This is a genomic window from Comamonas testosteroni (assembly GCF_014076415.1).
Taxonomy (GTDB): Bacteria; Pseudomonadota; Gammaproteobacteria; order Burkholderiales; family Burkholderiaceae_C; genus Comamonas; species Comamonas testosteroni_F.
The window spans coordinates 5,580,396-5,599,683 of sequence record NZ_CP043568.1 but is presented as its reverse complement, the minus strand read 5'-3'; the positions used below and the strand labels follow the sequence as shown (position 1 = coordinate 5,599,683).

Here is a 19,288-nt window from a genome sequence, read left to right as displayed (position 1 = left end):
TGCATCCAGTGAAGTCTTTGTTTTTATTGGTCTTTTTGATGTGGGAGTGCTTGCTTGCACGGTGGTTGAAATTGCCGAGAACTATGCCGCATAGTTGTTGATAGCTATTTCAAATATTTCAAGATGTTTCTGGCTTCGTAAGATTGGTTCCGCGGTGGTCGAAAACAGCCACAGCGATCTACAAACCTGATTGTTGAAGGAGCTAGTCATGAAAGACCAAATCATCAAATTCTGGCGTGATGAAGAAGGTGCAACGGCGATTGAGTACGGCCTGATCGCGGGGCTGATTGCCGCTGTCATTGTGGGTGCTGTTACCGGCCTTGGAACCCGGATCAATACGCTTTTGGGTAATATTCTTACCGCGATTGGTGGGTAAATACCGTAATGGGTATGGTATTTCTGGCATGGCTGTGCACTTCGGCAGTCTGTGATGCCAGATATAGAAAATGTTTCAATTATTTATCTGTTTCAGGATTAGGGTTGGCATTTATTACTGCTTTCCTTTTTCCTGAAGCAAGCTCTGTCAATATTTCTGTTGAGGGTGCTTTTATTGGTTGTTTTCTGGCATTTTCAGTTCTCTTGGTGTTTTATTTCTTTGGGGTGATGGCTGCCGGAGATGTGAAGTTCGCAGCAGCGCTCGGTGCTTGGCTGGGTTGGGAGTTGTTATTGCTCGTCTGGGCGTTGAGTTGCGGTTTTGCGGTGGCTCATGGATTCATTGTTCGAAGTCATTTGAAGTATTTTTTCTCTCCAGCGATTAATTGGGACGACGGTACTCAAAAAAACAAGAGAAGGTTCATTCCGTATGTGACCTATCTCTCCATGGCAACGGTGATTGTTCTGATGCTGAATAAATAGCAAGAGGAAAGGAGGGGGTCATGCAATTCAAAAGGCAGCAAGGTGCAGCAGCAATTGAGTTTGCCATTCTCTTTCCCATTTTCTTTCTGATTTTCTACGCCATCATCACCTATGGCCTGATCTTTGCCGCACAGCAGACCTTGACCTTGGCTGCCGCCGAAGGGGCAAGAGCCGCAGTGCGATATCCCTCCGTTCCCACGGGCGCCGCGATGACCAAGCCAGCCCAGTTGCAGGCACGTTTGACTGCAGCCTGTGCCACTGCGGCCTTGGCGACGGATTGGCTTTCCAGAATGGGTGCAGGCTTGGGTTCTGCGGGCTGCAGCGCAGGTGTCAGCGATGCTGCGGGCTTGCATGCCACGCCTGGTCTCTGTGGTACAGGTTCAGCATCTTTCACTGCCTCCAACGATGCCAGCCTGGTGAACTGCGTGACCATGCAGGTGAACTACAACTACGCCACCGCACCGCTGATCCCGAGATTGCTGGGGTCTGTGTTGAGCCTGCCCACTCCCAATCTCTTGCGGGGGAGAGCCGTCGCACAAATTAGCTTGATTGACTGAAAACGATAAAGCCTTGCTCTTTGAAGCCAAGTAATAAGAGGGAAATCTATGGTGAATGTCGCAAAGATCGCGGTCGGGGTTTTGCTGGCAGTGGCATTGGCTCTGGGTGTTTATGGGTGGATGCTTGCCAGGGCTCCTCAGGCACCGGACCCTCAGGCTCAAACTTCCGCCAGCAGCAGCCAATCTAATGCCAGCCTGAGCGTGGTGGTGGCCGCGCAGGCCATTCCCGCGGGCCAGGCACTCAAGGCCGAGGATCTGCAGCTCATGCCGTTGCCCGCCAAGCCCGATGGTGCTTATGGCGAGGTTCAGGCTGCGGTCGGCTCGGTTCCTGCGGTGGACATTCCCAAAGGCGCACCCGTACTCCAAGGGCAAATGGCGACCGGCCTGGCGCTCAAGTTGTCGGAGGGGGAGCGAGCGGTCGCAGTCAAGGTCGATGAAAGCATTGGCGCCGGCAATCGCATCAGACCTGGTGACTTTGTCGATGTGTTCTTTGCGCTGCGCCGCGATGGCAATGAAATCGACCAGAGCCAGGCGCGTTTGCTGCTTTCGCGCAAGCGCGTGCTGGCCTATGGTGCGGCATCGGTGGATGCTCTGAGCTCGGTGGAGAAAACAGAGGGCAAGCAGGCCAATGGCCCTGACAACGCCCGAACTGCGGTGCTTGCGGTGCCGGTGGCCGAGGTCAGTCAGTTGCTGCTGGGCGGCTCCAATGGCAGTCTGCTTCTGGCGTTGCGCAGCCCCACGGATATGACAGAGCCGGATAGGGAGAAGTTTGCTCCACTGCCCGGCGTATTAGCCGTCGCCATGACCAAGGGAGCTGTTGCCGCTCCGCTGGAAGGTGCTGACGCAGCGCAGGCTGGTGTGGCCATGAGCAGCCTGGCTGGTTCTGCAGGCACTTCGGTCGCGCGCATGAGTGCAGCCAGGCCCATGACAGCCGGGGTTGCCAAGCCTGCTGTGCCGCGCACACGTACTGCCTCCGCAGACTCTTCCCTGCCCGTTGAATTCGTGCGTGGTGCCAACTCCCAAACCGTGCGGTACTGATCTATGAATAACAAGACTGTTTCAATCGCATCCCGCACCTTTTCGCTGAAGCCGCTGTATCTGCTCTACGGCCTGTCCTTGAGTGCCGTCACTGTCCCGGCCCTTGCGCAGCAAGTGCCCAATGCGGGCGAAAGCAGAGCGCAGCGAGCAACAGCATCCAGGGAAATCAAGCTCGTGATGGGCGCGCAGCATGAGCTGGACCTGCCCGGCGGTGTGGAGCGCATTGCCATCGGCGACGACACGATTGCGGCGGTGCATATCAAGCGTGCGGGCAAAGGGGCTGCCGCCAAGATCCTGCTGAATCCGCTCAAGCCTGGCAGCACATCGTTCATGGTCTGGCCGCGTGGTGAAGCGCAGGCGCAGACCTATATGCTCAATGTGCAGCAGCGGGTGGAACTGCGCACGGCCAAGGCCTCCAGCCTGATAGAGCAGCAATTTGCCGGCGAGCTGGCGAATGCGCAATCCGCCGACAAGGCCAAGACCGTCGATCTCTCCAGCGTCCAGCTCAAAAGCAATGTGGTGCAGGTCGATGTCAAGGTGGTTGAGTTCAACAAGACCCAGATGAAGAAGGTGGGTCTCAATCTGTTCAGCACCTCTCCCAACAGCTCTGGCTTCAGCTTTGGCATTTTTGGGCGGGGCTCCTATGGCTCAGGCGGCGGGAGCTCCACGACAGGCGCGACCGCCAACCCTTTGACTCAGGCCTTCAACCTGTTGATGCAGTTCGACAAGGCCGGCATCGGTGTCAATATCGGCATGCTCGAAGGCAATAATCTGGCGCGGGTGCTGGCGGCCCCGACCCTGGTGGCCTTGTCCGGCCAGAGCGCCAACTTTCTGTCGGGCGGCGAGGTGCCGGTTCCCGTGCCTGCAGGCACGGGCATGGTGGCCATTCAGTACAAGCCTTACGGCATCGGCTTGACGGTCTCTCCCACGGTGCTGTCCAACGATCGCATCGTGCTCAAGGTGGCGCCTGAGGCCAGCGAACTGGACTACGCCAACACCATAGTTCTGAACAGCGCGACCATTCCGTCCATCACCACTCGCCGTGCCGACACGACGGTGGAACTGGGTGACGGCGAGAGCTTTGTGATTGGCGGCCTGGTCAGCCGCAACACCACATCGGGTACCGACAAGGTTCCTTTGCTGGGCGATATCCCGATTCTGGGTGTGCTGTTCAAGCGTCAGGAGTTTCAGCGAAAGGAGAGCGAGCTGGCGATTGTGGTGACTCCGCGCCTTGTCAAGCCGCTGGCTCGCGATGTGAATGTGGAGCCGCTGCTGCCCGGGCGCACCGAGCAGCGTGATCCTGCGGTGTGGGGGCCATGGGTGGCGGGTGGCCTGTCGTCCAGCGTGGCGCCGGGCTTCTCGCGCTGAGTGCCAGAGTAGAGACATGAATATGCGCATGGACTCTTCCCAGCTCAATACCGCGCAGCCAGGGGCGGTGCGCGGCAATGCACGCGTGGTGCTGGTAACGCAGTCCTCATCGCACGCTTTCTGGCTGGCAAGTGCTCTGGGCAGCGATGCGGAAGTGATACCGGTGGCAGGCGATCTGGCAACGCTTCACACTGCGATTTCGGCGCCTGGGCTTGGCGTGGTGGTGGTGGATTTCTCGACTCCCATGACGGAGGCTGCCATCGTCCTGGTCAGCGATTTGCGCGCCAGTTTCCCCGGCGTGGTGATCATGGGGTCCGGCTCTGCTGCCGAGCCCGCTTCCATGCGTGCGGCCCTGCGCTGTGGCGTGGTTGAATTCATTGACTGGGATGCGTCCGAAGCCGAGGCCAATGCGGCCATCAGGCATCAGATGCATGAACGCCGTCAGCTGCCTGCGACGGTGGCGCTGGAGCCGGAAACCAAAGGCTTCTCCCTGCCTTTGCTGGGGGCACGTGTAGGGATGGGTGTGACTACGCTGGCAACGCATCTGGCCGTGATGCTCCAGGAAATGCATGCCTATGACGTGCGAGGCAGCAAGAACAGAAAGCAGGTTGCCAGGCCGTTTGGCGCAAGTCAGTTGCCGCTGGATGAGTCCGCACATGCAGCATTGCTGGACCTGGGCTTGCCTGCACGTGATGGCTTGCTGTATCTGGGCATCGCGGGTGACTTCAGCTTTGTGGATGCGGTTCAGAATACGCGCCGCCTGGACGCGACATTGATCGAATCGGCCTTTGCCAAGCACTCCACAGGCACTGTGACTCTGGCCTGGCCTTCCGATCTGGGCATGCTGCGCGAAGTCAGCCCTGCGGCTGCAGCGGGTGTCGTCAACACGCTCAAAAGCCTGCTTGGGGTGCAGGTGATCGATCTGGGCGGCATGGTGCAGGCTGATTTTCTGGCGCCCTTGCTGCGCGAGAGCGGGCAGGGCTGGGTGGTTTGTGACCAGTCGCTGGGAGGCATTGTGTCTACGGCGCAGATGCTCAAGGAGCTTGATGCCAAGGGCGTGAGTCGCAGCACGCTCAAGCTGGTGCTCAACCGCTTCAATGCGCAAGCCGGCCTGCCCGCCAAAGAGGTCGCGCAGCGCCTTGGCCTGGAATTGCTGCATGTGGTGCCGGATCGGTCCACGGTTTTGCTGAATGCCGCCAGCTGCGGTCAGCTGTTGTCGCAATCGCTGCGCGGTGATCCCTATGTGACCTGTGTCAGAAGCATGGCCAGAGCATTGCTGAGCGGAGCGGTGGTGGCTGACAAGGTCGCGGCGCCAGCGTCGGGAGTTTTGGGGCAATGGGCCAAGCGATTGAGGAGAGGCGAATGAGCATGGACATTGTTTTCGCCGAAAAAAGCAGTCATTTTTCGGACTCCAAGCAGCTGCTGCTGATCAAGAACGTCGCACACGAGCATTTGCTCACGCGTGTGGAGGAACTGGGTGCGGTGTTTGCCAAGTGGTCAACCAGCCGTGTGCGCCAGTTTGTGCACCAGGAGCTGGAGCAGTTTGTGCGTCAGCAGCGCTTTCCAGTCAATGACGAGGAGGTGCAATGGATTGCGCAGGCCCTGAACAAGGAGCTGTCCGGGCTGGGGCCGCTGGATGACCTGATGGCCGACCCGGAGGTCGAGGACATTCTGATCAACGGCTATCAGCGCGTCTTTGTCTCACGCAAGGGAATTTTGCAGCAGGAGGCCTTGCATTTCACCGACAACGCCCATGTGCTGCGCATCGTGCGCCGCATCATCTCCCCGCTGGGCCGCCGCCTTGATGAATCCACGCCCATGGTCGATGCGCGCTTGCCGGATGGAGGGCGTATCAATGTGGTGATAGAGCCCTTGTCGCTGGATGGGCCGGCGGTATCCATACGCAAGTTTCGCAATGATCCGCTGCGCGTTCAGGATCTGGTCGATTTCGGCACCATGGACGAAGGCATGGCTCGCTTGCTGGAGCTGGCGGTGCGCGAGCGCTGCAATATTCTCATCAGCGGCGGCACCAGCTGCGGCAAGACCTCCATGCTCAATGCGATTGCGGGCTTTATCCCCGCCAATGAGCGGGTGGTGACGATTGAGGACACGGCCGAGCTCACGCTGCCTCACCCGCATGTGGTGCGCATGGAAAGCCGTCCCGGTGGCTTTGAAGGCGCCGGAGTGGTTTCCATTCGGGATCTGCTGCGCAACAGCTTGCGCATGCGCCCGGATCGCATTGTGGTGGGCGAGGTGCGCGGCGCGGAAGTGTTGGAAATGCTGCAGGCCATGAACACCGGTCACGACGGTTCCATGGCCACCATCCACGCCAGCTCTCCTCGCGAGTGTCTGCACCGCATGGAGATGCTTGCGGGCTTTGCGGGCTTTCAGGGCAGCGAGGTCAGCCTGCGCCGCCAGATTGCCAATGCGCTCGATTTCATCGTGCAGATCAGCCGCCTGCCCAATGGCAAACGGCGCATTACATCGATCACCGAAGTCACGGGCATCACCGATAGCGTGATTGCCACGCAGGAGCTCTATCGTCACGAGCTGCTGCCGCAGGCCGACGGCGAGGATCTGGAGCGCTGGACCACGCTGGGCATGGTGCCACATACGCCCAAGCTGGCGCGCTATCGTGCGGTGCTGCAGCACGCGGGCGGCAACGGCGCAAACCATGCGGGACTGCGCCATGGCTAGCCATGCGTTTTTGCTCCTGAGTCTGGCGCTGCTGATCGCTGCAGCCGCCGTGGCACTGTGGATGCTTGCCAGTCGGCAGCAGAGGACACATCGTATGACCAGGCATCTGGAGCAGAGCCTGGAAAAAAGCGCGGCCGCCGTCGCCGGGTTTGTCACCAAGGATGCAGCGGCATCGGCGTTTGATGGCTCGGTGGCGGATGCCTTGCTGGGCAATGAGAAAAGAACCGGCTGGCCGGTTCCCGCCATCTTGTTGGGGACAGTTAGTGCCGGAGTTTTCTATGGCGGGCTGGTCCTGATTGCTGCGACGTTTCTGGCAGTTGGTCTTGCGGTCGGCTGGCTGGCCGGTAGTGCCGCGCTGGTGGTGCTGGGGATTGGCTTCTTCTTTTGGCTTTACGCGCGGGCGCAGAAGTTTCGCGTCAGGCTCACGCAGCAGTTACCCGGCTTTCTTGACAACACGGTGCGTTTGGTAACGATTGGCAACTCCGTTCAGGCAGCCTTCCAGATGGCAGCGGCCAGCACCAAAGACCCGTTGCAATCGATCATGGAAAAAGCTGCCAGTCTGGCTCGTGCGGGCATGGACCTGGAGAACGCGGTGGCCCATGTGGCCAGACAGACAAGACTGGACGAGTTGCATTTGCTGGCCGCCATTCTGCGCATCAGCGTTCGTTATGGTGGCCGGGTTGATCTGCTGCTGGAACGTGTGGCCAATTTCATGCGAGACCGCGAGCAGGCCGAGCAGGATCTGTCTGCCATGACAGCCGAAACGCGCATGTCGGCCTGGGTGCTGAGCCTGCTGCCGGTGGCCGTATGCTGTCTGATCATTTCCTTCAATGCGAGCTACTTTCTGAACATGTGGAATGACGCCAGTGGTCGCAACATCATCTGGGCGGCGGCTGCTTTGCAGGTCTTTGGTGTGCTGTTGCTCTACCGCATGGCCAAGCTCGGCGAGGGGGGCGATTGATGGAGACATCCCGTCTTTTGCTGATGCTGAGCGTGGCATTTCTGGCCTTGGCTGCGCTGATCGGTGCAGTCTTGATTGCCTATGCGCATCAGCGCCGTGAGCGCAGCAGTCAGGTGGTGCAGGATGCACTGAGCCGCAGCGGTGCTGCTGCCGCGAACGGGGCTGCAGTGCCTTCCAAGCCCGCAGATCTGCTGCGCTCGCTCAACGGCGATGGCGAACTGCCTGCGCACTGGCTCAATACATCGTTGGGCAAGGCATTGGTGGCGCAGGAAGACCGCATTTTGCTGAGCAAATGTGGCTGGGGATCGACTCGCGCGCAGCTGCTATACCTGATAGCACGCTGCGTGGTTTCCGTATTGCTTTTACTGCTGGCTGCCTTTGTTTTTTCAGGTAACAAGCATTTTCTGCTCTACCTGTTTGCAGCATTCACCATAGGTTTCCTGCTTCCCAAATGGGTGCTGCGCAGCGTGGCGCGCCGCCGCAGGGCCAGCGTTGCCCGCGAGCTGCCTTTGTTTGTCGATTTGCTGGGCTTGCTGCAAGGCACGGGCATGAGTCTTGACCAGACCCTGCAGGTCATTGGCTCCGATTTCGGCAATGTCATGCCCGTGCTTTCGCGAGAGATACAGCTGGCCAATCAGCAGTACAGCCGGGGCAGCACGCGCGAGCGTTCCTTTGCTCGCATGAGCGAGGTCTATCAGAACGACAACCTGGCCAATCTGACATCGCTGATGATTCAGATCGACAGATACGGCGGAGCCGTGCAGGAGCCTCTGCGCATTTTTGGCGAGCGTCTGCGCGAGCAGCGCAAGGCCAAGATGAAGGAGTTGATAGGAAAGATCTCGGTCAAGATGACAGGCGTCATGGTCCTGACGCTGCTTCCGGCCCTGATCATCGTGACTGCCGGACCCGGCTTTCTGGCCGTGATGAAGGCATTGGGGGGATAAACAAATGAAAAAAGAAAGCCGATATCTGATGCTGCCATTGGCGACCGCAGCCATGGCACTGCTGGCGGGCTGCTCCAGCGTGGGCAATCTGCTGGGGCAGAACCAGCCCGCGCTGTCGCCGGCGGCCAAGGCTGCGGCAGACATGCCGCTGGAGAAGGAGGCTGTGGTCGACACGCAGGACACCTACCTCTCTCTGGTCAAGCAGATGCAGTCCAAGTCGCTCTGGTATGCCTCCATCGCGCACCTGGATGCACTGGACAAGCAATGGGGCGCTTCCAGCGATTCGCGGCTGTTGCGCGCCGATGCATTGCGTCAGGTGGGTCAGCTCAGTGCGGCTATCCCCATTTACCAGGGCCTGCTCGGCAGCGCCAAGGATGGTGCTGCACGCTATGGCCTGGGCCGTGTGGCAGCAGAGCAGGGCGACTTTCGCAGTGCCGCTCAGCAGATGGAGCAGGCGCGCATGAGCAATCCTGTGGACTCGCGCCTGTTGACCGATCTGGGCTATGCCTATCTGCGTGCGCATGATCTGAACGCAGCGCGCATTCCCCTGATGCAGGCGGCGCAGCTCAATCCCGAGGATGCGCAGGTCAACGTCAATCTGAGCCTGTTCATGATGGTCAGCGGCCAGAGCGCGCAGGCCGAGGAATTCATGCGCCAGCGCAAGCTGGACGCACAGACCCAGCAACTGGTCAAGGAGCAGGCCGGGGAGTGGGCGAGGACTGCAAGCCTGGCAGCAGCAAAGCCTGCCGCGACTGCGACCGGCAAGGTTGTCAACCTTTCCCGTCCGGAAGTGAAGACGGCCCCCGAGGCCGTGGTCAGTTCCGGGAAATCCGCCGAAGTGCCGGAGCCTGCTGCAGCGCAGGAGGTGCCCGCCGCAAAAAAGTCCGCACCGGAGCCTGAGGCCGCCAAGGCTCCGGTAGTGGTAGTCAAGGCAGCGGAGTCTGTGCCATTTCCTACCGCTGTGTTGCCGCTGCCCCAAGCGCAGCCTCTGGTGGCGCGGAATGTGGAGCGGGCGCCCAGCGGTGGTCAGTGGATGGTCTCCGGCAGCAGCTTTGATGCAGGAAGGCCGCGTCACCCCGGTCAGGGGGTGAGCCAATTCATGCAGGCGGCTCCGCAAACCTATGCCTACGCGCCGCCTGTTCCTGTGCAGGCATCAGATGCTCCTGTCGATGTAGCAGCTACTGTTCCATTGGAAAGGACCTCAGTACCAAAGCAGCCTGAAGTAACCGCAGATAAGGCGCAAAGGGCTCCTGTCTTGATAGCGAAAACGGCGCCGCTGCTGGAGGCGACCGTGGCGACGGCTTCTCTGTCCGCCAGGCAGGAGGCACACAAGCCGGCACAGTCTTTGCTGACGGAGGCAATGCCCGCAAAGCTGCAGCAGATGCAGCCGGCACCGGCTTCGCGCGCCGAGCCTGAAGCGCAGCCCATGATCGCGCGCCAGCCCGCGCGAGCGACAAGATCGTTGCCGGAGGCTGCAGTGGTGATGGCTGCGGCACATCCTGTCGCCGTTCGCCAGGCCGGTGAATCCGGCGGCAAACAGGTCGTGCAAGCCATGCTGCCCCAGCGCGCAGCGGCGAGTGGATTGTTCTTTGAAACACCCGATGAAGATGCCGGCAGCAAGCCTGCAGCTTCTGCCAAGCAGAGTGCGCCCGAGCGTGCCTGGCCCTGAACCTTCAAGGAGTCCCCATGAATACGCAGACAGCATTCACCCAACGGGCCCGCGCATTCACCCTGGCGTTGATGGCTCTCGGCATGGCCTCGGCTGCCTTGGCGCAGGCCGGCGGCAGTACCGGCTCCGGTACGGGCGTGAGCGATATGAGTGCACCCCGAAGTGCGGCAGCGATGCCCGCAGCAACTGCACAGGCCGCAGTGACGCAGACTCCGGCTCCCGGCAATGCCTCCCTGACACCGCCGGCAAGCAATCGTGTGGGCGATGCCACCAGCTATCTGTTGGCGCTGCAGGCCAGCGGCCAGTACGCATCGCGCAACGCCTATCCCGTGACAAGCGATGTGGCCCAGCGCAGCTATCAGCGCTATCTGGAGAGCTTTACCCACAAGATCCCGGCAAGCTCGGAAACACAGGTGAGCAGTAAAGCCGGCGGCAGCCGTTAGGCGGCCACAGGGTTCTTGCATGCAGTCATTTGCAACAGGCCTGAGCCGTGCTCGCATGCGTCGCCAATCGGGTTCCGTGGCGACGCTGGGGGCGCTTTGGCTGATGATTGCCGTGATCTGCCTGGCAACCATCGATATCGGCAATGTGTTCTGGCAAAGGCGCGAGCTGCAGAAGATTGCGGATCTGGCGGCTCTGGCGGGCGCCAGTGGTGCTCTGGACCAGACCTCCTGTCGCACCAATGCAGAGAGAAATCTGCGGCTTAACGGTAGCGTGGTTTCCGAGCTCGTGACTGCACAGGCCGGGCGTTGGGACAAAAGCGCAAGCCCCTTCTTTGGCAGCGCCAGCAAGGTCAGCGATATCAATGCGTGCCGGGTGTCTTTTCAGAGGACAGTGCCGTTCCTGTTTGTCTTTGCAGCCGGAGCTGAAAGCGGGCGCCAGATATCGGCCCAGGCCACAGCAATGCAGTCGGCCAGGATCGCCAGACTATCCGTGCGCTCGACCCTGTTGACACTGGATACGGAAAGGTCTGCTCTCCTGGACGCCGTGGTGGGCGGATTGCTTGGAGGCAAGATCAATCTCGGTGTTGCCGGATGGCAGGGCATTGCCAATTCGAATATCAGCTTGTTGAGTTTTTTTGATGCCCTGGCAGTCAGGGCTGGCTTGAATGTCGGTGACTACGACCAGGTCGTAAAGACCAAGGTCACGCTGGACAAGGTCATGCTGGCAATGCTGGATGCCTTGCCACAGCAAGGCAGTCTGGCGGCTGTCAATGCGCTCAACGCATTGGCGCTGGGGGTCGGCAATATTCAAATTGCACTGCAGGATATTCTCAAGCTGGGCACAGGGCTCGGATCCGAGGCGTTGAGAACGGATGTGAATGTTCTGGACCTGGTGACTACTGTTGCGCAACTCGCCAACAGCCAGAATGCGGCTAAGGTCGGCGTCAATGTCAACCTGGGTCTGGTGGGGGTGGGTTTGAATCTGAAAGTGATTGAACCGCCCCAAAGCGCAATAGGTGATCCGGTAAGAGACAGGATTGAGGCCAAGACATCTCAGATCGATCTGGTGACCGGGCTGAAACTGAATCTGGCGCTGGTCGCTGCCAGTCTGTCTCTGGATGTGAAGCTGGCGCAAGGCAGTGCCTTGCTGACGGATCATACGTGCTCGCCTCAGAAAAGCATGACCGTGAATGGCGTGACGGGAGTTGGAACGGTTGCGTTGAAAGGCGCGGTCGACATTCTTCCGCTACCTCTGGTTCCCAAATTGACAATACCTGTAGAGATAACAATACCGGTGGTTTCCAAAGCCCAGAGGCTGGACTATCAGAATCCTCCGAATCTGAGTGAGCCTGCCAAATGGGCAACCATATATCAGAGCAACTTGGTTGATAGCTTGATAAAGTCTCTGACCGACCAGCTGGGCTTGCTTGGCGCTTTGTTGGCCCTGGTTCTTGCCCCGCTGACTTTGGTGCTGGATGCAGTGTTGAATCTGGTGTTGAATCTGCTGGGGTTAAATCTGGCCCAGACAGATATCGGCGCTCAGCTCAATTGCATTGGGCGCCATGTGGTGCTGGTGGAATGATGGCAGACAACAGGTGCTGAAGGCTCTGGCTGGTACTCGCCAGGCGAATACTGGTGCGGCTGCCGCTCAGCTCCAGCAACTGGCTATGGATGGTGTTGTGAACGCCCCAGCCCACCCAAACCGTCCCCACAGGCTTTTCGGCAGAGCCTCCGCTCGGGCCCGCAACCCCCGTCACGGCAATGCTGACCTGGGCGCGTGAGTGACGGATGGCGCCCTCTGCCATGGCACGCACGACTTCTTCGCTGACGGCGCCGTGCCTGGCGATCAGCTCGGCGGGCACGCCCAGCATCTCGGTCTTGGCCTCGTTGGAGTAGGTCACGAAGCCACGCTCGAACCACTGGCTGGAGCCTGCGAGATCGGTGCAGGCCGCTGCAATCATGCCGCCGGTACAGCTTTCGGCGGTGGCCAGCATCCAGCCTTTTTCGGTCAGTCTGGCTGCCAGCTGCTGCACCAGTTCTCCGATATGGGCTTCTTGTTTGCTCATCGTCTCCTCCATGGCTTGCACAGTCAGAAGAAATGTCGCCAAAGGGCGACCACCAACAGGGTGCAGAAAGCGGCTACCAGGTCATCCCACATGATTCCCCAGCCGCCGCGCAGGCCGAAGCCTTTGAACAGACGGTCGGCCCATTTGACGGGCTGGGGCTTGACGGCATCAAAAAAGCGGAACAGCGCAAAGCAGGTGAGCTGACCCCAGAAGCCCATGGGCATGCACAGCCACAGAACAATCCACATGGCGACCACTTCGTCCCAGACGATATGGCCGGGGTCGGCCACGCGCATATGCTTTGCGGTGACGGTGCAGGCCCACCAGCCTACGGGAATGCTGGCGGCAATCAGCCAGCCGATCTGTGCCGGACTCAGCCATAGTGCCAGCACCAGATAGGCCAGCCAGGCCCACAGGCTGCCCACCGTGCCGGGGGCGACGCGGGGCAGGCCGGAGCCAAAGCCCAGAGCAATCAGATGGGCCGGGTGTTGCAGCATGAACTTCACGCTGGGGTGGGCGATTCCCGCCGCACTCATGCCGGGGCGTGCTTTGTTATTGATAGCTTCTTGCGCAATATCGGCAGGCGCTGCAGCGCTGTTTGATGAATCATCCGTCATGAAGTGATGATACGCGCTACCTTATTGCAGGCCGGTGATGGGCTGGTTTTCGGGGAAGCGGATCTGGTGCGTGGCCTGGAACTGGGTCGTGCTGCGGGCGGCCAGATTCTGCTCCCAGGCAATCATGCCGTTTTGCGCATTCCAGCTGGTGGTGGCGGGCTGCGGGCTGTACTGCGACTGCACCTTGATCTGCTCGTTGCGCGAAACAGGGGCTGAGTCCAGCACCTGCAGTGCGATGGGCTGGTTGTGGCGGTTTTCCACGGCGTAGCTGCGCACGATGCTGCGCTCGGTCTTGCTGTTGGCCCAGCCGCCGCTGCCGGTATGGCCTTGCGCAGGCAGGCGGCGCACCACGACATTTTCATCGCGGCCAAAAGACAGCCCTTGGGCCAGCGCCTGGGCGTTGCCAAAGTCCAGTCTGCCATTGCCAACCAGTGCCTCGTCCCGGAACAGGGCTACCGGGCCTGCGGGCCAGATGCCCGACGGAGCCTGCAACGTGGCAATCAGATAGGCCGCCTCTTCCATGGCTGGCGCGGTGCGGGTCAGCAAGCTGGCGGCCAGATTTTCCTGGCCTAGCGATAGCGTGATGCGCTCGGCTCTGGAAGGTACGCTGATCTTGTACGGCACGATGAATTGCGTGCTGTAGGCCGTGTCGATGCTGGAGACATCGAGCACCGGCAAGTCGGATGCCGCTGACTCTTCGCGCATGGCCTTGGCTCCGCTGCGCGCCAGCATGGCGACGGGGGCTGGTGCCGGAGCGGCGGGGGGCAGTGGCTGGGCGATATCCACCGCCCAGGGGCGCGGCATGACACCCTGGGTGCTGCGGCCGGGCTGGCCGGTGGACAGGCGCAGGCGCACATTGCTCCAGTCCTCGCCACTGGCCTGCACGACCAGGGCCTGGCGCTCCAACTGCACCTGCTGTCTGGCAGTGTTCAGCTGTGCACGGTAGCTGGGTTGCCAGCTGGGGCCGCGCACCTGATAGCTCAGTCGCACATTGGCAGCGCGTGCGCTGGCCAGCTGCACGCTGACTTTCATGACCTGAGACTGCTCGGAGCCCGTGCGGTCGCGCTCCTGGCGCAGAGGCTGTAACTGCGCCAGCAGATCCTGCTTCTGGCGCTGAATCTGATGAGCACGCAGGCTGTTGTCGCGGCTGGTCTGGCGCAGGGCCTGGCTGGTGCCGGCGATCTGAGCGGGGTTGATTCTGGCGTCGTCGCCGGGCTTGCTCATGCCCTGCAGAAAATCGCCCACCAGCCTGGCTGCTCCTTCTTCGGCCTCGATGTTCGCGAGCTGATCCTCAAGGCTGCGAATCTGCTGGTCCAGCGGGCTGGTGCATTCCTTGGCAGCCATCTGCCTGGACTGCATCAGGGTCTTGATCTCACCCACGCGCACGCCTTCGTCGCCGCTGATCTGCAGACTCTGCGTATCCACGCTGGCGGGCAGGCATTCAAAGCTGAGCAGGCGGGTCTGGGCGTCGATGCGTGCCTCGCGCTGTACGGCGGCGATGCCGGGATAGAGCGTGACTTCTGTGATGGGCGCGCGATTGCCAGAGACACTGAGGCTGCTGGCGTCGGCCAGGGCGATCCCGGGCAAAGCAGCTGCGACACAGACCATGGACACGGGCAGAAGACGGCTTGAACGCATTGGTAGCTCTTGTGGACAGTGAGGGCTTGAGCTTAACCCAGGGCTCTTGGCGCGCCGCTTGCCAGGTGCCGGCCGCCTCCTGTCCGCGTGCTCGGCGTTCAGCTGCCGAAGTGGTCGAAGGATTTCCAGCGGTTTTGCTGCAGGGTGCCGTCTGCGTCGATCACGCGCAGGCCCGGTTCGGCATCGATACGGCCTATGCAATGCACCGGCGTGCTGCTGGCTGCGCCTGCCGCCAGCACCTGGTCATGCCAAGCTGCGGGGGCGGTAAAACACAGCTCGTAGTCATCGCCGCCTGCCAGTGTGCATTGCTGCTGCAGCTTTGAATCGAACTGCCATGCACCGCTTTGCGGATAGGCGGCCGCAGCCATCAAGGGCGTGACGCAGCGACTGTCTACCGTGGCCCCGACGCTGGACAGTTCCAGAATATGGCCGAGATCGCCGAGCAGGCCGTCGCTGACATCCAGCGCGCTGCTGGCAATGCCGCGCAGCGCCAGGCCCAGGGCTACGCGTGGCGTCGGTGCTTCCAGCCGCTGGCGGGTCTGCTGCAGCAGCTCGGCAGGCAAGCGCACATGGCCCAGCATGGCCTCCAGTGCCAGGCGTGCATCGCCCAGATTGCCGCTGACCCAGATCTCGTCGCCGGCCCTGGCGCCGCTGCGCAGCAAGGCCTGGCCGGCAGGGACTTCGCCAAACACGGTGATGCAGATATTGAGCGGGCCGCCCGTGGTGTCGCCGCCGATCAGCTCGCATTCATGGGCATCGGCCAGGGCCAGCAGACCGGCTGCAAACTCGCTGATCCAGGCTTCATCGGCACTGGGCAGGGACAGGGCCAGTGTGAATGCCAGAGGCCTGGCGCCGCTGGCGGCCAGATCGCTGAGGTTGACGGCCAGAGCCTTGTGACCCAGCAGGCGCGGGTTCACATCGGCAAAGAAGTGGCGGCCCTCGACCAGCATGTCGCTGGAGATGGCCAGCTGCATGCCGGAGGTCGGGGCCAGCAGCGCGCAGTCGTCGCCCACGCCAAGGGCGGCGCGACGTACGGGGCGCTGGAAATAGCGGCGGATCAGATCGAATTCACCCATGAAATCTCTGGCCGCCCGCGATGCTGCGGCCTGGTGGGCCGCTGGTCGGCGGCGGTTAAAGGTCAAGGCCAGAAAAAGCTCAGCGGCCTGCGCCAGAAGCGCTGGCGTATGGCCTTGTAGATGCGCGAACGGTCCACGCCGCTGACGTTGTGGGCACGCAGGGCCACGCGGAAGGCCAGGTAGAAGCTCACCCCCACATTCAGCGCCGCATTGAAGGGCAGCATGGCCACGGCCCACCACAGCAGGTCGTCATGTAGCACCTCCCAGCCCAGGGATGCCACGGCGACGCCGATCTGGCCGGTGGAGAGCGTGACGTGGCGCACTTCCAGTCCGAGGCCGAAGAAGGCCGCAAATGCAGGCACCAGGCCCAGCATGAAACCCAGCGAGATATTGGATGCCAGGCTGGAGACATTCTTGCGCAAGAAGCGCGCCCAGCGATCCGCGCGAGCCGTGCCCAGAAAGCGGGTGATGCGCGGGTTGTAGCGAATCACCGAATCGATATTGCGCAGCACAAACCAGTTTTCGACACCGCCGGCAATCAGGCTGCTGACAAACAGCAGCACGCCGGTAAAGGCGGCAAAGAGCACGGACGGCCCCAGCAGACTCAGCGAGTCCAGCACCTGGCGCGCATGCGGGGTGCTGAGCGCCTGATGACCGACCAGATAGGCATAGCCCAGCGACAGCAGCAGTGCCCCGGGGAAGACGATGAGCACGTTGCCCAGGATGGCGGCCACCTGGGAGCGCACCAGATGGGCGACCTCATCGACGAACTCCTGGATGGATCCATCACTTTGGATGTCCTTGAGCTTGGCGGCCATGGCCGGCGCCGTCATGGCAGGCTGCTTGGTGGCTACCGTGAAGTGCAGCATCTGGATCAGCACAAAGCTGATGGCATAGTTGACGCCTGCTGCCAGCCCAGACCAGAAGACGGACAGGCCCAGCGCATACAGCGCAAACTTGGCCAGCGTGGTGAAGGCCATCACCAGGCCGCCGCCCGCAGCCTTGGCCACCATCTTGCGGTATTCGCTGCCATCGCGGGTGATGTAGTGCTCGCCGGTTTCGGCGCTGCGCTCGGCCACCTTGGCCGCCAGCAGCGACGAGTTGGTGGACATCAGCGCGCGCACGCTGCGCCGCTCTATGCCCACGGCCACGAGGTTGGAGAGCAGCTCGGACGTCTCGTAGGCACGGTCTTCTGCCAGCAGGCAATCGAGCAGGCGGCGAATGCGCAGAATGCGCGCCCGCACCTGGCGCAGGCGGAAGATCAGGCCGACGGAAATGCCTTCGGCTTCGACATAGGAGTAGACCGAGGACACGGCGGCGCGGCAGGCCTCGAGCCGCTCGCGCAGCTGGGCGGCTGCGGCGTCGCGCCTGTCGGTGGTGCGCAGCGGCAGCATGACCTCCACACGCAGGTTTTCCACATCGTGGATCAGCGCATGAAACGGCTTTTCCTCGCGCGCCTGCTCGCTCATGCGCAGGCGCAGCTCTGGGGCAAACCCCGTGGAGAGAATCTGGCCCGCGCAATAGGTGATGGCGTCGAGCAGGTTGCGCTCCCAGAAGCTCACGCCTTCTTCGAGCTGCTGCGGGGTCAGCAAGGTGGTGATGCGGGCCATGAGCTGGCTGTCCAGCGCATGCAGCCAGCGGGCGTCAAAGCGGTCGGGAAAGACCAGCATGAACAGCTCGGAGGCGTCCTCGGTCTCCGGTGTGCTGGGCAGCAGCTTGTAGCGCAGGCGCTCGGCCACCTCGCTGGCCATGGCGGTGCGCGGCGCAAAGCCGAAATCGGCCAGCAGGGCGGTGATGTCCACCGTCTCCATCAGCGTCTGGCTCCAGCGGCGCAGCCGGGCCAGGGCTTCGGGGTCAGCCTCGAAGGCCTCGACGACCTGTTTGACGCGCTGCACGGCACCTTCTACAGAGGGCTCCGCCGCGCGAATCCATTCGGCCAGATAAATCAGCCACAGATGGCGTTGCGCAAGGCCTGCATCGGGGTCCAGGGAGGCGAGCAGGCCGGGCAGATCAAGAGTGCTTTTCTTCATGCAAATGTGGGTACTCGCCTCAGTGCAGAACGCGCTTTTCGGACATGGGCATGGGGTCGCCGGACTCATTCATCTGCAATACGAAGAGCGGAATTTCGCATTCGAAGGTCTCGCCCTCGTGGTTCACGCAGAGATAGCTTCCCCGCATGGTGCCCGTGGGCGTACGCAGCTGGCAGCCGCTGCTGTACTCGAAGGATTCGCCGGGCTGCAGCAGCGGCTGTCGGCCCACCACGCCCAGGCCTTTGACCTCTTCGACATGACCCAACTCGTTGGTGATGATCCAGTGCCGCGCAATCAGCTGCGCCGGCACCTCACCCGTGTTGGTGATGGTAATGGTGTAGGAAAACACATAGACGCCTGCAGCCGGGGCGGATTGCTCGGGCAGGTAGGCGGGCTGGACTTGGACCAGAAACTCATTCATCGGCATGAGCTAATGGTAACTGCGACAATTGCAAACCATGAGCCCCACCTACCGTATTGCCCCCTCCATCCTGTCAGCCGACTTCGCCCGTCTGGGTGAAGAAGTGCGTAATGTCATTGCGGCTGGCGCCGACTGGATCCACTTTGACGTAATGGACAACCATTACGTGCCGAACCTGACCTTCGGCCCCATGATCTGTCAGGCTTTGAAGCCTCATTCGGTCACACCCGATGGCAAGCCCGTGCCCGTCGATGTGCACCTGATGGTGCAGCCCGTGGACGATCTCGCCACCGCCTTTGCCAAGGCCGGTGCCGACTACATCAGCTTCCACCCCGATGCATCGCCGCATGTGCATCGCAGCGTGCAGAACATCAAGGCCCACGGCTGCAAGGCCGGTCTGGTGTTCAATCCCGCAGCGTCGCTGGAGGTGCTGGACTGGATGATCGAAGACATCGATCTGATCCTGCTGATGAGCGTGAACCCAGGCTTTGGTGGTCAAAGCTTTATTGACAGCACGCTGCGTAAGATCGAAAAAGCCCGCAAGCTGATCGATGCTTCTGGCAAGGACATTCGCCTGGAAGTGGATGGCGGCATCAAGGAAGCCAATATCCGCGCCGTGGCCGATGCCGGCGCCGACACCTTTGTGGCTGGCAGTGCCATCTTCGGCAAGCCGGATTACAAGGCTGTCATCGACACCATGCGCAAGAATCTTGCGTAACTTCCCCTGAGGAACTGCGCCTCTTGCACCGGGGGCAGCTCCTTTTTACCAAGGCGGCAAGTCCGCCTGGGTCTTGCTCGCTGTCCTGGCTTCGGCTGCGCTTGATGCACGAGCGCGGCTTTTGGAGTCGGGATATGAGGGTTTTAGTATTTTTGGCTGCAAGCCCAATATTGATGAGCGCATGCAGCTA

19 protein-coding genes are annotated in these 19,288 nt (G+C 61.2%); 13 read left to right on the top strand and 6 right to left on the bottom strand.

Annotated elements, in window-relative coordinates; genetic code table 11:
* The first annotated feature begins 208 nt into the window (after nucleotides 1-208).
* The 12 genes from F0P97_RS25785 to F0P97_RS25730 all read left to right on the top strand — a co-directional run bounded on the left by F0P97_RS25785 (nucleotide 209) and on the right by F0P97_RS25730 (nucleotide 12,114).
* Nucleotides 209-376, top strand: a complete 168-nt coding sequence (locus F0P97_RS25785) for a Flp family type IVb pilin (RefSeq protein ID WP_043003899.1) — start codon at nucleotides 209-211, stop codon at nucleotides 374-376.
* Between the two features lie 8 nt (nucleotides 377-384).
* Nucleotides 385-855, top strand: a complete 471-nt coding sequence (locus F0P97_RS25780; RefSeq protein ID WP_182284890.1) for an A24 family peptidase — start codon at nucleotides 385-387, stop codon at nucleotides 853-855.
* Between the two features lie 20 nt (nucleotides 856-875).
* Nucleotides 876-1,412 (top strand): TadE/TadG family type IV pilus assembly protein, encoded by a 537-nt coding sequence (locus tag F0P97_RS25775; RefSeq protein ID WP_182284889.1) that lies wholly within the window; start codon nucleotides 876-878, stop codon nucleotides 1,410-1,412.
* A gap of 48 nt (nucleotides 1,413-1,460) precedes the next feature.
* Entirely contained in the window at nucleotides 1,461-2,450 is a 990-nt protein-coding gene (gene cpaB, locus F0P97_RS25770; RefSeq protein ID WP_182284888.1) for a Flp pilus assembly protein CpaB, read from the top strand.
* 3 nt (nucleotides 2,451-2,453) lie between these two features.
* Nucleotides 2,454-3,818 (top strand): type II and III secretion system protein family protein, encoded by a 1,365-nt coding sequence (locus F0P97_RS25765; protein WP_182284887.1) that lies wholly within the window; start codon nucleotides 2,454-2,456, stop codon nucleotides 3,816-3,818.
* 28 nt (nucleotides 3,819-3,846) lie between these two features.
* Entirely contained in the window at nucleotides 3,847-5,184 is a 1,338-nt protein-coding gene (locus F0P97_RS25760; RefSeq protein WP_232538064.1) for an AAA family ATPase, read from the top strand.
* Nucleotides 5,181-6,515, top strand: coding sequence for a CpaF family protein (locus F0P97_RS25755; RefSeq protein WP_182284886.1), 1,335 nt, complete (start codon nucleotides 5,181-5,183; stop codon nucleotides 6,513-6,515). Before F0P97_RS25760 ends, F0P97_RS25755 begins: the two co-directional genes overlap by 4 nt.
* A gap of 94 nt (nucleotides 6,516-6,609) precedes the next feature.
* Nucleotides 6,610-7,476 (top strand): type II secretion system F family protein, encoded by an 867-nt coding sequence (locus tag F0P97_RS25750; RefSeq protein WP_232538063.1) that lies wholly within the window; start codon nucleotides 6,610-6,612, stop codon nucleotides 7,474-7,476.
* Complete coding sequence (locus F0P97_RS25745; protein WP_182284884.1) at nucleotides 7,476-8,420, top strand: type II secretion system F family protein; 945 nt, start codon at nucleotides 7,476-7,478, stop codon at nucleotides 8,418-8,420. Before F0P97_RS25750 ends, F0P97_RS25745 begins: the two co-directional genes overlap by 1 nt.
* Nucleotides 8,421-8,424: 4 nt before the next feature.
* A complete protein-coding gene (locus F0P97_RS25740) occupies nucleotides 8,425-10,089 on the top strand; it encodes a tetratricopeptide repeat protein (protein ID WP_182284883.1) in 1,665 nt (554 codons plus the stop codon).
* 17 nt (nucleotides 10,090-10,106) lie between these two features.
* A complete protein-coding gene (locus tag F0P97_RS25735; RefSeq protein ID WP_182284882.1) occupies nucleotides 10,107-10,532 on the top strand; it encodes a DUF3613 domain-containing protein in 426 nt (141 codons plus the stop codon).
* A gap of 55 nt (nucleotides 10,533-10,587) precedes the next feature.
* Nucleotides 10,588-12,114 carry a pilus assembly protein TadG-related protein gene (locus F0P97_RS25730; protein ID WP_232538062.1) on the top strand — a complete coding sequence of 509 codons (1,527 nt, stop codon included), beginning with the start codon at nucleotides 10,588-10,590 and terminating at the stop codon, nucleotides 12,112-12,114.
* Here the strand turns inward: F0P97_RS25730 and F0P97_RS25725 are convergent.
* The 6 genes from F0P97_RS25725 to apaG form a co-directional block, all read right to left on the bottom strand.
* A complete protein-coding gene (locus F0P97_RS25725) occupies nucleotides 12,077-12,598 on the bottom strand; it encodes a CinA family protein (RefSeq protein WP_182284880.1) in 522 nt (173 codons plus the stop codon). The two genes, F0P97_RS25730 and F0P97_RS25725, sit on opposite strands and share 38 nt — an antisense overlap.
* Nucleotides 12,599-12,621: 23 nt before the next feature.
* A complete protein-coding gene (locus tag F0P97_RS25720) occupies nucleotides 12,622-13,215 on the bottom strand; it encodes a phosphatidylglycerophosphatase A (protein WP_182284879.1) in 594 nt (197 codons plus the stop codon).
* A 21-nt stretch (nucleotides 13,216-13,236) separates the two neighbouring features.
* Nucleotides 13,237-14,853 (bottom strand): DUF4139 domain-containing protein, encoded by a 1,617-nt coding sequence (locus F0P97_RS25715; RefSeq protein WP_182284878.1) that lies wholly within the window; start codon nucleotides 14,851-14,853, stop codon nucleotides 13,237-13,239.
* 98 nt (nucleotides 14,854-14,951) lie between these two features.
* Nucleotides 14,952-15,929, bottom strand: coding sequence for a thiamine-phosphate kinase (gene thiL / locus F0P97_RS25710; protein ID WP_182284877.1), 978 nt, complete (start codon nucleotides 15,927-15,929; stop codon nucleotides 14,952-14,954).
* A gap of 62 nt (nucleotides 15,930-15,991) precedes the next feature.
* Nucleotides 15,992-17,959 (bottom strand): site-specific recombinase, encoded by a 1,968-nt coding sequence (locus F0P97_RS25705; protein ID WP_182284876.1) that lies wholly within the window; start codon nucleotides 17,957-17,959, stop codon nucleotides 15,992-15,994.
* Between the two features lie 19 nt (nucleotides 17,960-17,978).
* A complete protein-coding gene (gene apaG, locus F0P97_RS25700; protein WP_182284875.1) occupies nucleotides 17,979-18,386 on the bottom strand; it encodes a Co2+/Mg2+ efflux protein ApaG in 408 nt (135 codons plus the stop codon).
* 31 nt (nucleotides 18,387-18,417) lie between these two features.
* Here apaG and rpe point away from each other — a divergent pair, with 31 nt between their 5' ends.
* Complete coding sequence (gene rpe / locus F0P97_RS25695; protein ID WP_182284874.1) at nucleotides 18,418-19,098, top strand: ribulose-phosphate 3-epimerase; 681 nt, start codon at nucleotides 18,418-18,420, stop codon at nucleotides 19,096-19,098.
* Nucleotides 19,099-19,288 lie beyond the last annotated feature (190 nt).

Bases quoted from the DNA above. Each gene is read 5' to 3' on its own strand.
- F0P97_RS25785 (WP_043003899.1), top strand. From the start codon at position 209: ATGAAAGACCAAATCATCAAATTCTGGCGTGATGAAGAAGGTGCAACG.
- F0P97_RS25780 (WP_182284890.1), top strand. From the start codon at position 385: ATGGGTATGGTATTTCTGGCATGGCTGTGCACTTCGGCAGTCTGTGAT.
- F0P97_RS25775 (WP_182284889.1), top strand. From the start codon at position 876: ATGCAATTCAAAAGGCAGCAAGGTGCAGCAGCAATTGAGTTTGCCATT.
- cpaB (WP_182284888.1), top strand. From the start codon at position 1,461: ATGGTGAATGTCGCAAAGATCGCGGTCGGGGTTTTGCTGGCAGTGGCA.
- F0P97_RS25765 (WP_182284887.1), top strand. From the start codon at position 2,454: ATGAATAACAAGACTGTTTCAATCGCATCCCGCACCTTTTCGCTGAAG.
- F0P97_RS25760 (WP_232538064.1), top strand. From the start codon at position 3,847: ATGGACTCTTCCCAGCTCAATACCGCGCAGCCAGGGGCGGTGCGCGGC.
- F0P97_RS25755 (WP_182284886.1), top strand. From the start codon at position 5,181: ATGAGCATGGACATTGTTTTCGCCGAAAAAAGCAGTCATTTTTCGGAC.
- F0P97_RS25750 (WP_232538063.1), top strand. From the start codon at position 6,610: ATGACCAGGCATCTGGAGCAGAGCCTGGAAAAAAGCGCGGCCGCCGTC.
- F0P97_RS25745 (WP_182284884.1), top strand. From the start codon at position 7,476: ATGGAGACATCCCGTCTTTTGCTGATGCTGAGCGTGGCATTTCTGGCC.
- F0P97_RS25740 (WP_182284883.1), top strand. From the start codon at position 8,425: ATGAAAAAAGAAAGCCGATATCTGATGCTGCCATTGGCGACCGCAGCC.
- F0P97_RS25735 (WP_182284882.1), top strand. From the start codon at position 10,107: ATGAATACGCAGACAGCATTCACCCAACGGGCCCGCGCATTCACCCTG.
- F0P97_RS25730 (WP_232538062.1), top strand. From the start codon at position 10,588: ATGCGTCGCCAATCGGGTTCCGTGGCGACGCTGGGGGCGCTTTGGCTG.
- F0P97_RS25725 (WP_182284880.1), bottom strand. From the start codon at position 12,598: ATGAGCAAACAAGAAGCCCATATCGGAGAACTGGTGCAGCAGCTGGCA.
- F0P97_RS25720 (WP_182284879.1), bottom strand. From the start codon at position 13,215: ATGACGGATGATTCATCAAACAGCGCTGCAGCGCCTGCCGATATTGCG.
- F0P97_RS25715 (WP_182284878.1), bottom strand. From the start codon at position 14,853: ATGCGTTCAAGCCGTCTTCTGCCCGTGTCCATGGTCTGTGTCGCAGCT.
- thiL (WP_182284877.1), bottom strand. From the start codon at position 15,929: ATGGGTGAATTCGATCTGATCCGCCGCTATTTCCAGCGCCCCGTACGT.
- F0P97_RS25705 (WP_182284876.1), bottom strand. From the start codon at position 17,959: ATGAAGAAAAGCACTCTTGATCTGCCCGGCCTGCTCGCCTCCCTGGAC.
- apaG (WP_182284875.1), bottom strand. From the start codon at position 18,386: ATGCCGATGAATGAGTTTCTGGTCCAAGTCCAGCCCGCCTACCTGCCC.
- rpe (WP_182284874.1), top strand. From the start codon at position 18,418: ATGAGCCCCACCTACCGTATTGCCCCCTCCATCCTGTCAGCCGACTTC.